Source organism: Shewanella vaxholmensis, from assembly GCF_031932135.1.
Classification (GTDB): Bacteria; Pseudomonadota; Gammaproteobacteria; order Enterobacterales; family Shewanellaceae; genus Shewanella; species Shewanella hafniensis.
Genome location: NZ_JAUOEV010000003.1, coordinates 261014 through 275574 on the forward strand (window position 1 = coordinate 261014; position 14561 = coordinate 275574).

General features: G+C 46.7%; 15 protein-coding genes and 1 pseudogene. 10 read left to right on the forward strand and 6 right to left on the reverse strand.

The window, feature by feature from the left end:
* The first annotated feature begins 111 nt into the window (after positions 1-111).
* Positions 112-1413, forward strand: a complete 1302-nt coding sequence (locus tag Q4Q46_RS04830) for a DEAD/DEAH box helicase (protein ID WP_011847413.1) — start codon at positions 112-114, stop codon at positions 1411-1413.
* 232 nt (positions 1414-1645) lie between these two features.
* On the opposite strand, the gene Q4Q46_RS04835 is transcribed toward Q4Q46_RS04830, so the two are convergent.
* On the reverse strand, positions 1646-2536 hold the full coding sequence (locus tag Q4Q46_RS04835; RefSeq protein ID WP_311899179.1) for a hypothetical protein: 891 nt from the start codon (positions 2534-2536) through the stop codon (positions 1646-1648).
* Positions 2537-2883: 347 nt separating this feature from the next.
* On the opposite strand from Q4Q46_RS04835, the gene Q4Q46_RS04840 reads away from it, so the two are divergent.
* The 4 genes and pseudogenes from Q4Q46_RS04840 to Q4Q46_RS04855 all read left to right on the forward strand — a co-directional run.
* Complete coding sequence (locus Q4Q46_RS04840) at positions 2884-3531, forward strand: peroxiredoxin-like family protein (RefSeq protein ID WP_311905362.1); 648 nt, start codon at positions 2884-2886, stop codon at positions 3529-3531.
* Between the two features lie 99 nt (positions 3532-3630).
* On the forward strand, positions 3631-4266 hold the full coding sequence (locus tag Q4Q46_RS04845; RefSeq protein WP_012197426.1) for a DUF2913 family protein: 636 nt from the start codon (positions 3631-3633) through the stop codon (positions 4264-4266).
* 159 nt (positions 4267-4425) lie between these two features.
* Positions 4426-5178: a substrate-binding periplasmic protein gene (locus Q4Q46_RS04850; RefSeq protein ID WP_311905363.1), complete on the forward strand. Its 753-nt coding sequence runs from the start codon at positions 4426-4428 to the stop codon at positions 5176-5178.
* 10 nt (positions 5179-5188) lie between these two features.
* Positions 5189-5374: pseudogene (locus Q4Q46_RS04855) on the forward strand (multiheme c-type cytochrome); the annotation flags it as partial.
* Positions 5375-5574: 200 nt separating this feature from the next.
* Here the strand turns inward: Q4Q46_RS04855 and Q4Q46_RS04860 are convergent.
* From Q4Q46_RS04860 to Q4Q46_RS04870, 3 genes are all read right to left on the reverse strand, one after another.
* Positions 5575-7353 carry a flotillin family protein gene (locus tag Q4Q46_RS04860; RefSeq protein WP_107402360.1) on the reverse strand — a complete coding sequence of 593 codons (1779 nt, stop codon included), beginning with the start codon at positions 7351-7353 and terminating at the stop codon, positions 5575-5577.
* Between the two features lie 36 nt (positions 7354-7389).
* Positions 7390-8025 (reverse strand): YqiJ family protein, encoded by a 636-nt coding sequence (locus Q4Q46_RS04865; RefSeq protein ID WP_006085764.1) that lies wholly within the window; start codon positions 8023-8025, stop codon positions 7390-7392.
* Positions 8026-8131: 106 nt separating this feature from the next.
* Positions 8132-8698, reverse strand: a complete 567-nt coding sequence (locus Q4Q46_RS04870; RefSeq protein WP_259589636.1) for a DsrE family protein — start codon at positions 8696-8698, stop codon at positions 8132-8134.
* 63 nt (positions 8699-8761) lie between these two features.
* Between Q4Q46_RS04870 and Q4Q46_RS04875 the strand changes: the two genes are divergently transcribed.
* The 5 genes from Q4Q46_RS04875 (at position 8762) to Q4Q46_RS04895 (ending at position 12142) form a co-directional block, all read left to right on the forward strand.
* Positions 8762-10267, forward strand: coding sequence for a carboxypeptidase M32 (locus tag Q4Q46_RS04875; RefSeq protein ID WP_311905364.1), 1506 nt, complete (start codon positions 8762-8764; stop codon positions 10265-10267).
* Between the two features lie 180 nt (positions 10268-10447).
* Positions 10448-10945, forward strand: coding sequence for a GNAT family N-acetyltransferase (locus tag Q4Q46_RS04880; RefSeq protein WP_006082591.1), 498 nt, complete (start codon positions 10448-10450; stop codon positions 10943-10945).
* Positions 10942-11292, forward strand: a complete 351-nt coding sequence (locus Q4Q46_RS04885) for a DMT family protein (RefSeq protein ID WP_006082592.1) — start codon at positions 10942-10944, stop codon at positions 11290-11292. Before Q4Q46_RS04880 ends, Q4Q46_RS04885 begins: the two co-directional genes overlap by 4 nt.
* A 29-nt stretch (positions 11293-11321) precedes the next feature.
* Positions 11322-11579, forward strand: a complete 258-nt coding sequence (locus Q4Q46_RS04890; RefSeq protein WP_259527021.1) for a DUF2960 domain-containing protein — start codon at positions 11322-11324, stop codon at positions 11577-11579.
* A 53-nt stretch (positions 11580-11632) separates the two neighbouring features.
* Entirely contained in the window at positions 11633-12142 is a 510-nt protein-coding gene (locus Q4Q46_RS04895; protein WP_311905365.1) for an RDD family protein, read from the forward strand.
* Between the two features lie 121 nt (positions 12143-12263).
* Here Q4Q46_RS04895 and lptG read toward each other — a convergent pair whose 3' ends face one another.
* Both lptG and lptF read right to left on the reverse strand, forming a co-directional pair.
* Complete coding sequence (lptG, locus tag Q4Q46_RS04900; RefSeq protein ID WP_220592353.1) at positions 12264-13322, reverse strand: LPS export ABC transporter permease LptG; 1059 nt, start codon at positions 13320-13322, stop codon at positions 12264-12266.
* A complete protein-coding gene (lptF, locus tag Q4Q46_RS04905) occupies positions 13319-14431 on the reverse strand; it encodes an LPS export ABC transporter permease LptF (RefSeq protein ID WP_220592352.1) in 1113 nt (370 codons plus the stop codon). Before lptF ends, lptG begins: the two co-directional genes overlap by 4 nt.
* Positions 14432-14561: the final 130 nt, after the last annotated feature.

Genomic DNA, 14561 nt, shown 5'->3' on the forward strand with positions numbered 1-14561 from the left:
AAAATCTGTGTGGAAGAATGAGCCAGTCGGCACGCCTCTCTCCTTAGTCGAGTAAATAATAGAGGCTCGCGGTGCTTGAATGTTTGAATAAGTGAACGATAGGAATCCAAAATGAGATTTGAATCTTTTAGTTTTTCCCCCGAGATTTTGCGCGCTATCTCAGATTGCGGTTATCAACAAATGACGCCTATTCAGCAGCAAGCGATACCTGCTATCCGCCGCGGCCAAGATGTCTTAGCCAGTGCCCAAACCGGTACGGGTAAAACCGCCGCCTTCGCGCTGCCGATCCTGCAAAAGATGGTTGAAAATCCAAGCGAAACGTTAAAGTCGAATGCCCGCGTATTAATCCTTACGCCGACCCGTGAGCTTGCGGCTCAAGTCGCTGACAACGTTACGGCTTACTGCAAGTACTTAAACTTCAGCGTGTTAACCATTTATGGTGGCGTAAAGATAGAAACACAAGCGCAAAAGCTGAAACGCGGCGCCGATGTTATTGTTGCCACCCCAGGTCGCTTACTTGAGCACCTTACCGCCTGTAACTTAAGCCTGTCGAACGTCGACTTTTTAGTCCTAGACGAAGCCGACCGTATGTTAGACATGGGCTTTAGCGCCGATATCCAAAAGATCCTTCAAGCGGTAAATAAGAAGCGTCAAAACCTGTTGTTCTCGGCCACTTTCTCAAGTGCGGTGAAAAAACTCGCCAACGATATGATGGTTAAACCGCAAGTGATCAGCGTTGATAAGCAAAACACGACGGCCGATACGGTTAGCCAAGTGGTTTATCCGGTTGAACAACGCCGTAAACGCGAACTGCTGTCTGAGCTAATTGGCAAGAAAAACTGGCAACAGGTATTAGTATTTACCGCGACCCGTGATGCCGCCGATACGCTAGTCAAAGAATTGAATTTAGATGGGATCCCATCTGAAGTGGTCCACGGTGATAAAGGCCAAGGCAGTCGTCGCCGCGCCCTGCGTGAATTTGTGGCAGGTGATGTACGCGTACTGGTTGCCACCGAAGTTGCCGCCCGTGGTCTGGATATCCCAAGCCTTGAATACGTAGTCAACTATGACTTACCTTTCCTCGCCGAAGACTATGTCCACCGTATCGGTCGTACAGGTCGCGCGGGTAAAACTGGCGTAGCCATTTCATTTGTGAGCCGCGAAGAAGAACGTACCTTAGCCGATATCGAAAAACTGATCGGTCAACAAATTCGCCGTGTCACTGTGCCAGGTTATGAAGTGGGCAGCCGCGAATTGCTATTAAAGCAATTGCAAACCCGCCGTAGCTTTGCCAAGAAACAACAAAGAACCGACAACGTCGGCGCTCAAGTTACTGCTGAGAAAAACATGCAAGGCCGCCGCGTAAAAATGAAGGTGGGTCAAGCACCTAGCAAAGCGAAAAAGCTGAAATAAACAACTAACATAGGCAATGCACCTCGCCTATCAGTCTCGTTATTAAAGCAAAAAGCGTCCCAAGGGGCGCTTTTTTATTGAGCCGAAATAATAAGCTACAAGCCATAGGCTATAAGAGTGACTCGCTCTAAAGATGGCTTATCTCAGTCCGAACTCTGTGACGGACTCAATCGGCAAGTTATCCCCTACCTCATTTGCACAATACTTAACCCACGGAACTGTGGCCGATCACTTATTCCAAAAAACCACCAAATAACTGTTTAAGCCTTTGCTCATCAATGGGATTTTCGCCGCGCCAGCCCGCAAGCGGTAAGATGATGTCAGAGCGAATACTGCCCGGGTATTTGATATTGCAGATCTCCTCAAATGGCGTAAATGCTTCATAAAGCGGCTCAACATAGGAATTTGGCATGATGCCAAGCTCAGCTAACACCATCAGTTGGCCACGGAAACTGTACTTATTAAAATTGGGGATAATCTTGGCTTTCTTCACCCTTTGCTCGAGTTTTCCGGGTGTTTCATCTAAAGGAGCCTGACGGATAGCTTCAATTAATGCACTGAAGATGGCCACATCCTCTGCATTGGGTTTACAAGGCGATAGCGTACAAAATTCTTGTAATTCTATGAGGTTGTGCGCCCAGCGCTCGTTCCACACACTGCCAGCGTAACAGGAAAAGATTTTTTGCCCCTGCTCAATCCAGTTAACGCGCTTGATGGAACACACAGGACAAATGTCATTAGCGGTTGCCATCGAATGTTCTGGTAGCGCCTTCGCAAACAGATAGCTGAGAATGGGTTGACGACCGCGCGGGAAACTTGAAAAACCACATAAATAGGCCGCCAACAGATTTTCCAGTGACAAATTAGGCTCTAGGAGTAGTTTTTTATAGGCAAGAACGGCCTCATCATGGCTTAGCTTAACCCTGTTATTGACCGGATAGCCACTCTGTTCAATCAATGCGATTTCGGTATCAGATAGGCCTTGATAGGAGTAGATATTAGTTCCCGTATCGACATCAAACACATCGCCATTATCGATTCTTTGTTGATAACCATGCTCGTCTTTGCGGTACGACTTTTTATAATAGACTTTCTTTAACGCCTTAAATAATCCCTTATCCATTTACCACTTTCCTATTGAAAAAATTACCAAACATCACTTCAGCCTTTCAAGGCTGTGGCAATATTATCACTTTCGCGTTCGGCGCCCCACCTTAGCTCACTCGATCTGCTGACTCGATTAGCCCACATTATCGGTTCACACCATTGACTTATATGAGACTAAAACGAGCTTTTGGGTGATTGAGCTGCATTGCTTTAAAAACACCACTTAATCTGGATACACACTGCAATAAATTGCAGCATTCGCCGTTCTTATAACAGTCTTCCCCATTCACGCCCCAACAAGCGTACAAACCAGAGCCAATCGCTTGAATTGATAGAATAACCCATAACAAAGAGAGATTACTTATGCCGTCCCTACTACAGCGCTTTTTACTGACCACCAGCCTACTGCTTGGCAGTTTTACCACGCTAGCTCAACCTATCGCTAAGGATGAATATTCGGTTAGCCCACTGCTCAATGGCGAACAAATTCCCGCAATTACCTTACAAGATATGAATGGCCAAAGCGTTGATTTAGCGAAATTAACCGCACAAAAACCAACCATTTTCTTTTTTTACCGTGGCGGCTGGTGCCCATTTTGTAACAATCAAATGGGGCAACTAAAAGCGATTGAGCCTGAATTACTAAAAATGGGCTTTCAGTTAGTGGGTATTTCACCCGATACACCAGCTCAACTTAAGGCTTCGGCGGCAAAAAATGAGCTTAAGTATCTGCTGCTTTCCGATGAAAAAATGCTGGCAGCGCAAGCCTTTGGCTTAGCTTTTTACACAAGCGAAAAGGTCACTGAAATCTATACTTCGCGTCTTCATGTCGATAATCCAATGTGGACGACTCCCGAGGGAGCCAAACGTTTAGTCTTACCTGTGCCCGCCATTTATATTAGCGATGATAAAGGTTTGATTCATTTCCAATATGTGAATCCTAACTACAAGGTCAGACCCGCACCTAAGCTGATCTTAACCGCCGCAAGTTTGGTGGGATCGCAAGAATAAATATCGGTTTATCGACCGCTTTGCTAAACTAGCTCCGCCGCAATCAATATCGTCCAAGTTCAAATAGATAACATCACTTCAGCCCGCGGCGGAGTCATAATGAATTCTCAAACCTATAACCAAGCTGTGCTCGAACTCGCCCTTGCGGGTCTTGCCGATTTAACCGCTTCAGCACAGACCAAGAAAGCCCAGCGCACTTCTGCGCAGGAAAGTCATTTTTTGTGTAATTGGATGGTCGAGTCCTTAAAGGAAAAACGCTTTTCTAAACTGGTAGCCGACGATCTCACGGCTTGGATACGTTTGGCTCGCAGCCAAGGTGCGGGCGCCGAACTCAAGCGTTTGCTAGAAAGGATTGTGCATCAATATCAAACAGTTGAGACATCAGAGCAAGCGTTAGGTACGGCATTAAATGCCATGATAGCAACCTTAAAGCAAGCCGAATGGTTGGTCTTTACTGACACTGAAATCAGCGCCAAGCTCAAACTTGATGGTGATGGTCAATCTAGCTTAGTAATTGATGCAAAAGAATTTAATCAACATATTAAAGATAATCAGCTGGTCAAACCAATCAACTTATATGTCCGCGCCGATGAACAGACGCTAACGCGTATCGCTCTATCCCATGGGTTATTACTCAGCCAAGGCAATAAGAAAACCAGCTTGGTTAAGCACCATAAAACCTACCAAATTTTCCCGCATAATCAGCAGCCCGCCCTGTGTCAGCTATTGGCTTAGGTGTCATAGCGTAAAGTGTAATGGCGTAAAGGTGAAAACTGTTTAACTATGGCTGATGTGACTGATTGTGACCCAATAAACAATTTATTCACACAGTTTAGGTAGAATGGCCATCGGATAGGCCTTGGCTAAAGCAGAGATAACAAGGATAAAAGCAATATGGTTAAGCGATGTTTGCAGTATAAACACTTAGTTCGATTTGCCTTGTTTGTCCTTTGCTTTACTCAACCACACGCCTATGCGGAGCAGCTCAAATACAATATCACTGGCTCCTATTCTTGGTATCCGTATTTTATCGGCGATCAAGCCGAGGCGCCGGGGATGATCACTGAGCTTATCCCGCTGATTCTATCCCTCGCTAAAATCGACGGTGAAATTCTCACCTTGCCGCCAAAGCGCACTAATAACGCTCTGGAAACCGGTCAACTCGACTTTGATATCGTCAGCCCGAGTTGGTTTGAAAAACAGGATTTAGGGCCGCTGTTTGTTAAATCCGCTCCCATAATGCAAATCACCGAATATGTGGTCACACTGCCTGAAAATGTCAGTAAATATAAGGATATCGACCAGATAAAAGGTAAACAAATCGGGACAGTGCGCGGTTATTTATACCACGACGATAAGGACTTTATCCGTGCCGACTTTACCTCTGAGCAAGAGTTAGTCAAAGCCTTAGATAAACACAGAGTCGATGCGATTATTTCCGGTAATTATCCAGCCTTGTATTGGTCGACTCAGTTGCGGATCCCTGTCGCCCTTGCGGCGGTGCATTCCGATGGAGACTTAGTGTTTAGGTTACGTAAGGAACATGCCGATTTGCTGCCTGCCATCAATCAAGCGATTGCGACCCTAAAAGCCAACGGTAAGATTGATGCGATAGTCAAAAAATACACCCAAACACTGACAAGCTGATCCAATACGGCCAACCTTAGCAACCTGCACGGCTTGTCACACGCTGATCGATGGTTTAGTCGTCCATGCACGCTGCTTTGGCGGGGTTTATCAAAGCGATGCCAGCGGAGGGCGAATTTACCAAGCTGGGCAAGAATCCTGCGCCATCTGTCACGCCGAAGGTCGTTCATCGGGTGTCGATAAGGTGCACCAATAGGCTGGTAGATTTTATCTCGCCCAAAAACAAAACCGCTCGCAAGAATGCGAGCGGTTTTATTTAATCAGGTTGATTTATCAAGCTGATTTATCAAGCCATGAGTCAGTGCTGACTTCACTCAGCGCAAAAGCTTACTTGGCTGATTTAATCTCATAAAGCTCAGTCATTAAGCTAACCTCATTGAGTGAGCTAAATCGACCTTACAGCTTAGGCAAGCTTTGACTCTCGACCACTTGTGTTTGGCTGTAATCTTTAAGCTCAGCATGAGACGACTTCACACCACTTAACGCCTCGGCGGTTAACGTGTTATTGCCGTTCAATAAATCATTCAAGGTGCCTGTATCACCGTTCACTAAACCCAACTCTCTGAGCATGGCATCAACCACCGGTGCATTAGCACGATAGTTTAATGCAGCACTGGTGACTTGCTCGGCAATGCCACCTTGATGGTGAGCGCCTTCGCCACCCGCGGCAAATTGATTGCCAGCGCCATAGCCTTGAAGAATTTTAATGCCTTCGATGTTTTCCAACGGTTTAACGGCTTGTGCCACAATTTCAGGCAACGCTTTTAAAATCGCGAGGGATTTTTGCAGGGCAATTTGCTCATCACTCAAGACGTTTTCAGCTTCGTAAAGCGCTTGTTTACCCGCAGCTTCAACGGCATAGACTTTCTCATCTGCTTCGGCCTGCAGTTTTTTCGCATCGGCGCTAGCGCGCGCTTCAATCAAAATCGCACTCGATCTGTCTTCAGCGGCACGTTTCTCGGCTTCGGCTTGTACAGTTACACCTACCGCATCACGCTCAGCTTCTTTACGGGCGTCAATCACTTCAATCTCTTTGCGACGATTCGCTTCGGCCACTTGGCGCGCTGTGATTACCGCTTCTTCTTTCTCAACTTTCAGTTTTTCGGCTTCAGCAGCACGGGCACGGGCAGCAGATTCTTCTTCAGATTTGGCCGCAACCGCAATGCGTTTTTCCTGCTCAGAAACTTCGATATCCCTTTGCTGTTGAATGCGCGATTGCTCAATCGACTTATATTTTTCAATCTCGCGGGTTTCGATGTCTTTCGTCTTTTCGATTTGAGCCGTTTCGATAGCGCGCTCTTTAGCAATTTCGGCTTCGCGTTCTTCACGGGCCTTATTTTCTTTCTGCTTAATGATTTCCGCTTTTTGATCGGCGCGTTTAAATTCCAAAGACTGTTGCTGGATCAAGCGCGCTTCTTCTTCCGACTTTTCAATCTCTAGGGATTCTTTTTCGGCTTCAAGGTTACGTTGCTCGATCTTAATCCGGTTATCCTGTTGGATATCGTTGGTTTCTTTACGTTTCTCTTCAATGATTTTCGCCAGACGAGCACGACCTTCTGCATCGAATGCGTTGTTTTCATTGAAGAACTGCAAATCAGTTTGATCAAAACCCGTTAACGAAACCGACTCGAGTTCGAGACCGTTTTTCTCCAGATCGTTAGCCACGTTATTTTGCACACGTTGCACAAAATCGGCACGCTGCTCATGCATTTCTGTCATGGTCATTTCAGCGGCAACGGCGCGGAGTACGTCAACAAACTTAGACTCCATCAGCTTTTTAAGCTCTTCAACGCGGTTTGTGCGCGTACCTAAGGTTTGCGCCGCCATCGAAATACCATCGGAATTTGGGGCAACTCGTAGGTAGAAGTCGGCCTTCACATCGACACGCATTCTGTCTTTAGTGATCAGCGCATCTTTCTGAGTTTTTTCCACTTCGATACGCAGGGTATTCATGTTGACCGAAATGGTTTCATGCAGCACTGGCAGTACGATAGCGCCGCCATCTTTAATGATTTTCTCACCGCCAAAGCCGGTACGCACAAAGGCCATTTCTTTGGTTGCACGTTTGTATAACTTGGCAAAAATTAACCCGATCACGATAAAGCCAAGTAACACCATACCGGCAACGAGCAAAATAAAACTACCGGATGAACCGATATCAGTTAACACATCCATTTGATTTCCTTTCAATTGATTTATGGCTGGGGACGATTAATTATCAAAACGCGTAGCAGACCAGACACGGCCTTCACGCTTAAGTAGCACGACTTGAGTGCCAGAGGCAAACTCGATGCCCGAGGTTTCAGGCTCGACTAAGACGTAATGTTTTTGTTGGTGTTTATCACGCACAACGGCTTCAGAGGGCATGCCTTTGATGGCGCAGCCTAAGGTAATAGTCGCGACATAGCCGCTCAAATCATCAAGCGAAATTGCGCTCGATTCATTTTTCGGCAGATGTTCAGCCAGCACTCGACCGAAATAACGGCAAGAAAAGGCACTCGCAACAATGGCTATGGGTAAAGTGAACAATTGCGGCAGTAAAAGGCCAGCGACATTGAAACTGATAAAATTGACGATATAACCCGCTATCGCAAAACTGGTCAGCGCGAGCACAAACCAAATCAATAACGGCAGTCGATTGAGGCACAGCCAACCGGCAATGCCAGTAAGTCCGCCAGGGCTGACATCTGCGTCATAATCCGCATCGATAGGCACCCATTGGTCTAGCGCACTCATCATGCTTAAGCCAATGACTAACGCGAAGGCTTCAAACACACCGAGGGCCAAAACACAGGCAAAAGCTATGGTGTAAGGTAAATTAGGCTGCTCAACTAAAAACGCCCACATAGTCATCTCCTTGAACAATACAGCATTCCATTTATTTCACTGTAATTATCGACTTATGCGCCACAGAATAGCAAGCCAAGCCTTATTTCCAAACTAAAAATTTACCCTAAAATGGATTTTCACTGTAACCCTGCTGCGCCAAAATAGCGTGGGCTGTCATCGCCGATAATGCCATATCAACACCAGGTAATAATGAGGCATTGGTCAAATCAAAATAAGCGGCGCTCTGTCCGCAGATATAAAACTTCACGCCGTGATCAACCAGAGTCTTAACCAAAGCGCGATTGGCGTTTACGGCACCTGAATGCTGCTTGGCATAAAAAACATCATCAGCTAAATCGCTGATGCCGCCACCGTGCACCACCATGGCAAGTTCGATATCCGTTTCTTTAACGCCTGCCGCCACATGCATATTGATAAAACGGACTAAACTTTCGAGCTGACGATTTGCCTTGCCCACATCGGCCGACTTACTCATATCAAAAGCCACTTTAAACTTCATGTCCTTAGGAATGGGCATCATGCTGTCGACTTTGGCAATCTGACCAAACTCAGGAATAGCAGGCCCTGCCACAAATTTATCGGCACCCGCCTGCGCCGTCGAAGCGATAGCGGCGAGGGTCAGGCACAGCGCAGCCTTTAGCGTTTTAGTGCTATATGATTTCGACTTCATTGTATTATCATCCTGTTATTGTTATTTATTCGCGCAGATTTTATGCGCCAGAAGGGAAATTCCATGGGCACACCTAAGACTAAAGTACCAACGCCAAGTTACGACAAACTGACGGCACATTTCCAGAAAATTTCTCACTTTGAACATTTCAGCGCTTTGGGTGACTGGGACCAAGCGGCCATGATGCCCATGGGCGGCGGTCAAGATCGCGGCGATGCTATGGCAGAACTGGCGCTGCATATCCACGGTCTCAAAACATCAGCCGCCTTAGCCGAGCACTTACACGGCGCGGCGGATGAATCACTCTCAACAGAGCAAGAAGCCAATCTGCGGGAAATACTGTACCAGTATCAACAGGCCAACTTAGTGCCCGGCGACCTAGTACAAGCCAAAACCAAGATGGCCTATCAATGTGAGAATGCGTGGCGCGAGCAGCGTAAAAATAATGATTGGCTGGGCTTTAAGCCCAATCTAAAAGCGGTCATCGACCTTGCCAAGGAAGAAGCGCAGATCCGCGGCGAAGCGCAAAATATCACGCCCTATGACGCCCTGCTCAATAAATTTGAACCGGGAATGACCACGGCAAAACTGGAACAAACCTTTGGCGGCCTGAAAGATTGGCTACCGACACTCATCCAAGAAGTGCTGTCTAAGCAGGCAAACGAGCCTAAGCTTGTGCTCAATGGCCCCTTCGATATCAGCGCGCAGCAAGCCCTTGGCCGTGACGTCATGGCGTTTTTGGGGTTTGACTTTAATCACGGCAGGCTGGACATGAGTAGCCATCCATTTTGTGGCGGCGTGCCAAGCGATGTGCGGATAACGACCCGCTACAATGAGACCGATTTCAGTAGCGCAATCATGGGCATAGTTCATGAAACAGGCCACGCCAGATACGAGCAAGGTTTACCTCAAGCGTGGCGCGGTCAACCCGCTGGGCTTGCACGTTCTATGGGCGTCCACGAAAGCCAAAGTCTATTTTGCGAAATGCAGCTTGGGGCAAATCCGGCATTTTTACGTCAGTTGCAGCCTAAAATCGCGCAGCATCTTAACTGTCATTTCAGTGCCCAAGAATTAGCCCAGCATTATACCCGCGTAAATCCCGGACTTATTCGCGTCGACGCAGATGAAGTCACCTATCCTTGCCACATTCTGCTGCGGTTTGAGGCGGAAAAAGCCTTTGTCGACGGCAGCTTAACCGTCGATGATTTACCTGATTTTTGGTCGACGCAGATGCAACAATTACTGGGGATCAATGCTGATGGCAATTACCGCGACGGTTGCATGCAGGACATCCATTGGGCTGTCGGTGAACTAGGATATTTCCCAAGTTACACCTTAGGCGCCATGTATGCCGCTCAATGTCGCTTTGCGATGGAAAAAGCCTTAGGGCCGATTGAAGCCCTAATCGATGCAGGCAAGTTGGACTCGGTATTCCAGTGGCTGCGCGAGCACATTTGGTCAAAGGGATCCTTGCTCACGACCGATGAACTGATCCGCCAAGCAACGGGCGAAACCTTGAATGGTCAATATCTTGAGCGTCACCTGCGCCAACGATATCTGGGCATTTAACCGCTGCTGACACTTAAAAGCGCTGAAAGCTCAGTTTATACGGGTTTTAAAGCGCTTTATATTGCCGCTGGAGCCTGCATTTTGAAGCCGCTTGAGGTTATAATGCCGAGCTTATTTGAATCAGGACTCTTTCAACGGAGTTCCTTCAACAGGACTTTTGAAACAGGATAATTGTCGGCCATGTTACTGCGAGCAATCACCCCACAGGATTGGGATGCCATTTTAGCAATCCAAGATGAGTGTTACTCACAACTGGACCCTGAGCCATTGCACGTGCTGCAAAGTAAATGGCAGGTATCGCCACAGTCCTGTTTTGTGTTCGAAGTAAATGGCTCAGTTGTCGGTTATTGCTTGGCTCACCCTTGGACCACCAATATGCCGCCAGCGCTCTATCAGCCCATTACCCATTTACCTAAGGCTGATACTTTATATCTGCACGATATTGCGCTTTCAGCCAAAGCCCAAGGTTTAGGCGCCGGTGCTAAAGCACTCACCCGCTTAACACTGCTGGCAGATCGATATAATCTCAATTCCTTGTCCCTCGTTGCCGTTCAAGGCGCCGACAGTTATTGGCTAAAAATGGGCTTTAAGCCTCAGGCCATAGACAAGTGCCTTGGCAGCTATACCGACGATGCCATGTATATGATTTATAAATTTAATCATAGAGATGAAAGATGAATCCAACCCTGACCACTATTGGTTTACTCTGCTTGAGCAATATCTTTATGACCTTTGCTTGGTATGGGCATTTGAAAACCTTAGGCTCAAAGCCTTGGATTATCGCCGCCTTAGTGAGTTGGGGCATCGCCCTATTTGAATACTTGCTGCAAGTGCCCGCTAACCGTATCGGTTACACGGTTATGAATGTCGGCCAGTTAAAAATTTTACAAGAAGTCATCACCTTAAGTCTGTTCGTCCCCTTTGCCTATTTCTATATGAAAGAGCCATTGAAGCTCGATTATTTGTGGGCAGGATTGTGCATATTAGGTGCTGTGTATTTTATTTTTAGAAGTGAATTTAATTAATTTCAGACTTATTTCAGGAGAGCTCACCCATGGCCCGTCAAGTCACTTATACCTTCAAAGGTAAGACTAAAACCATCGCCTTTAGCTACGATAAACACCATGATTTATATGAAGCCGTGGCCGAAGCCGAAGGCATCGATCTGACCAATTTTTTGGCCATGGAGCAACAAGTCGCCATGACGTCGCGCAAGGGGGCTAAGGCTGAAAAAGAATTCAGAAAAGTAGAATTTGCCCGCTTTGGCTTTAGCAATATCCATTTTGTTAGAGACGAAGAACCAGAAGCCTAGGCAGGTATCCATATTTGTATTCGCTTTAAGCACTTTAAAAACAGGACACTGTGATGCTCAATACCGAACATGCTAACTTTCCCCGTGCGGGATTCTTTCGCCGCTTAGGTGCTGCCGTTTACGATTCGATGTTAGCCGTGGCCGTGTATATGGTTGCTGGCGCTGTGGGCTTTGGCATTTTCTACGGCCTTACCGCTTCAGGATTGGCTGGCATGAATGGCTTTGAGCATGTCTCTGACGCGCTCAATGGCACGCCGATTTACCACGGTATTTATCAACTCTGGCTCTTCTTATGTGTCGGCACTTTCTACGCATTATTCTGGAGTAAAGGCGGTCAAACCTTAGGCATGCGCGCTTGGCGACTTAAAATCCAACATCCTAATGGCCAAAACTTAAGTATGGTCACAGCTTATGCGCGTATCGTTTGGTCACTGCTCGGCATTGGCAATTTATGGATTGTAATCAATGATGATAAACGCGCACTGCAGGATAGAATGACTCGCTCAGAAGTGGTTGTTCTATCAAAGGAAGCTAACCAAATGCGTAACTGGCACGGTGCTTAGATTTGAAGCTTAGGTTTCGAAGCGTAAACTTCGGAGCTTAAACCAAGCCAAATCCACCCATAAAAAAACGACGCAATGCGTCGTTTTTTTATGGGTGGAATTCGAAGTAACTAAATGAGTATCATCGCCGGATAAAGTAGAAAGCAACGCCGGTAAACAGCAAACTTGGTGCCACAGCTCCAACATAGGCAGGTAACTCATACACTATGCTCATAGGGCCGAATATTTCGTTACTGATATAAAAACTGAAACCCGCCACAACCCCGAGCAATACCCGCGCGCCCATAGTCACAGTTCGCAGCGGCCCAAATACAAACGACAGTGCCACTAACATCATCACAGCGACCGTCACAGGCTGCATCACCTTCCGCCATAAAGCAAGCTCATAGCGACTCGGATCTTGGCTGTTGGTTTTAAGATAATCGAGATAACCGACCAAGCCACGGATAGATAGCGCCTCAGGTTTAATCGAAACCACACTGAGTTTATCTGGCGTTAAACTCGACTGCCATTGGTCTTCATCAAGGTGCTCAAGCATGACTTTCTCATAGCTTAAATCCGTACGTTTAACATCAAATAAACGCCAGTGGTCTTGGAAGAATACTGCACGAGTCGCGTGCACAACGTTGGTGAGTTTAAGTTCGCTATTGAACTTATAAAGGGTAATGTTGTTGAGTTTATTAATGTCTTCAACTTCACCTATATTCACAAACAAATCACCATCCTTCGCCCAAATGCCTCGGTGGGACTTAATTAAGCTTCCACCTGAGAGTTTAATGGCTTGTAACTGATTGGCTTTTTGCTCGGCAATCGGTGCGCCCCATTCCCCTAACACCATGACCATCAACATTAAGGGTACAGCCGTTTTCATCGCTGATAGAGTGATCTGTAGACGTGACATACCTGAGGCTTGCATCACTACAAGTTCAGAGTTAGATGCCAACATTCCCATGCCAATCAAGGCGCCAAGTAATACGGCCATGGGGAAAAACATTTCGACATCACGAGGCACTAAAAATAACACATAGATACCCGCATCCATCATGCTATAAGTACCGCGACCGACTAAACGCAGCTGGTCAACCCATTTGATGATGCCCGACAAGCCAGTTAAAACCAGCAGACACAACGCTGAAGTGCTTAGCAATACCCTAGCGATATAAAAGTCTAATATCATCATGCCGCCACCTTCTTATGGGCAAACAGAGCCGATATACGACTGAACATAGGTCTATCTTTACCGAGTAAGAACAGCCCCATCAAAAGCGCCGAAATATGGATCCACCACATACCAAGATACAAAGGGATAATCTCATCTTGCAATGCCTTACGTCCGGCGACCATGAGGCCAAAATAGCCAAGGTACAAGAGTATTGCGGGGAACATTTTAGCGAACTTACCTTGACGCACATTTACCCGCGCGAGTGGTACCGCGATCAAGGTCATGATCGGAATCGCCAGCGGAATGGCAAGACGCCAATGGAATTCGGCAACGGCTTCTGCACCTTCGATTTTCACGAGTTCATCGACAGGCAGTGCAGATAATTTACGGCGACGCTCGTCGACTTGCTGCTCTTTAATTTGCATTTTATAACCACCAAATTCGATCATTTGGTAGTCCTTCGCCTTAGGGCTGCCTTGATAACGCACGCCATCATTGAGGTTTAATTGCTGTGCGCCAGTACTATCTTCTTGCACTCGCCCGCCTTTAGCGACCACCACATTGGTGACACCCGTTTCATCATCAGGGTCTGGCAACTGGGCCACAAACACTTTATCTAACTCGTTATCTTTACCGATACGTTCGACAAATAATACCGCGCGGCCATTAGGACTCGCCTGAAAACGCCCTTGCACTAAGGCCGCAAGACCCGCTTCAGACTGGGCTTTTTCAAGCACTTGGTTTTGCTGCTCTTCTGCCCAAGGGGCGACATATAGGGATAAATAGCCGGTAAACAACATATTGATCACGGCAAGGATCAGGGTCACGCGGGTAACATACCACTCACTAACCCCAACACCGTGGAGAATAACCATCTCATTTTCAGAATACATACGGCCGTGGGCCATTAAAATACCCAAAAACAAACTTAACGGCAGGACTAAGATCACTAGATAAGGCAAGTTAAGCCCAATCAGGGTCATGATTAAAGAGGCGGGAAAATCGCCGTCGGAGGCATCGGCCAGTATACGCACGAAATGCTGGCTAATAAAAATAGTTAACAGCACTAAAAGTACCGCAATTTGTGCCTTTAAAACTTCTCGAATAAGGTATTTAAATACAATCACAGGCAGGATCCGGTCTCTAAACTTATCTTTTTGCTGGTAACAGACTAACTTTCATGTAAACTGTTTACTTTTGATAGTTTTCTGACCAGCTTCAGGGGTTCTAGGTAAACTTAACGTCACGAAATGCGTG

Bases quoted from the DNA above. Each gene is read 5' to 3' on its own strand.
- Q4Q46_RS04865 (WP_006085764.1), bottom strand. From the start codon at position 8,025: ATGTGGGCGTTTTTAGTTGAGCAGCCTAATTTACCTTACACCATAGCT.
- Q4Q46_RS04835 (WP_311899179.1), bottom strand. From the start codon at position 2,536: ATGGATAAGGGATTATTTAAGGCGTTAAAGAAAGTCTATTATAAAAAG.
- Q4Q46_RS04880 (WP_006082591.1), top strand. From the start codon at position 10,448: ATGTTACTGCGAGCAATCACCCCACAGGATTGGGATGCCATTTTAGCA.
- Q4Q46_RS04895 (WP_311905365.1), top strand. From the start codon at position 11,633: ATGCTCAATACCGAACATGCTAACTTTCCCCGTGCGGGATTCTTTCGC.
- Q4Q46_RS04850 (WP_311905363.1), top strand. From the start codon at position 4,426: ATGGTTAAGCGATGTTTGCAGTATAAACACTTAGTTCGATTTGCCTTG.
- Q4Q46_RS04870 (WP_259589636.1), bottom strand. From the start codon at position 8,698: ATGAAGTCGAAATCATATAGCACTAAAACGCTAAAGGCTGCGCTGTGC.
- Q4Q46_RS04885 (WP_006082592.1), top strand. From the start codon at position 10,942: ATGAATCCAACCCTGACCACTATTGGTTTACTCTGCTTGAGCAATATC.
- Q4Q46_RS04830 (WP_011847413.1), top strand. From the start codon at position 112: ATGAGATTTGAATCTTTTAGTTTTTCCCCCGAGATTTTGCGCGCTATC.
- Q4Q46_RS04845 (WP_012197426.1), top strand. From the start codon at position 3,631: ATGAATTCTCAAACCTATAACCAAGCTGTGCTCGAACTCGCCCTTGCG.
- Q4Q46_RS04875 (WP_311905364.1), top strand. From the start codon at position 8,762: ATGGGCACACCTAAGACTAAAGTACCAACGCCAAGTTACGACAAACTG.
- lptG (WP_220592353.1), bottom strand. From the start codon at position 13,322: ATGATGATATTAGACTTTTATATCGCTAGGGTATTGCTAAGCACTTCA.
- Q4Q46_RS04840 (WP_311905362.1), top strand. From the start codon at position 2,884: ATGCCGTCCCTACTACAGCGCTTTTTACTGACCACCAGCCTACTGCTT.
- Q4Q46_RS04860 (WP_107402360.1), bottom strand. From the start codon at position 7,353: ATGGATGTGTTAACTGATATCGGTTCATCCGGTAGTTTTATTTTGCTC.
- Q4Q46_RS04890 (WP_259527021.1), top strand. From the start codon at position 11,322: ATGGCCCGTCAAGTCACTTATACCTTCAAAGGTAAGACTAAAACCATC.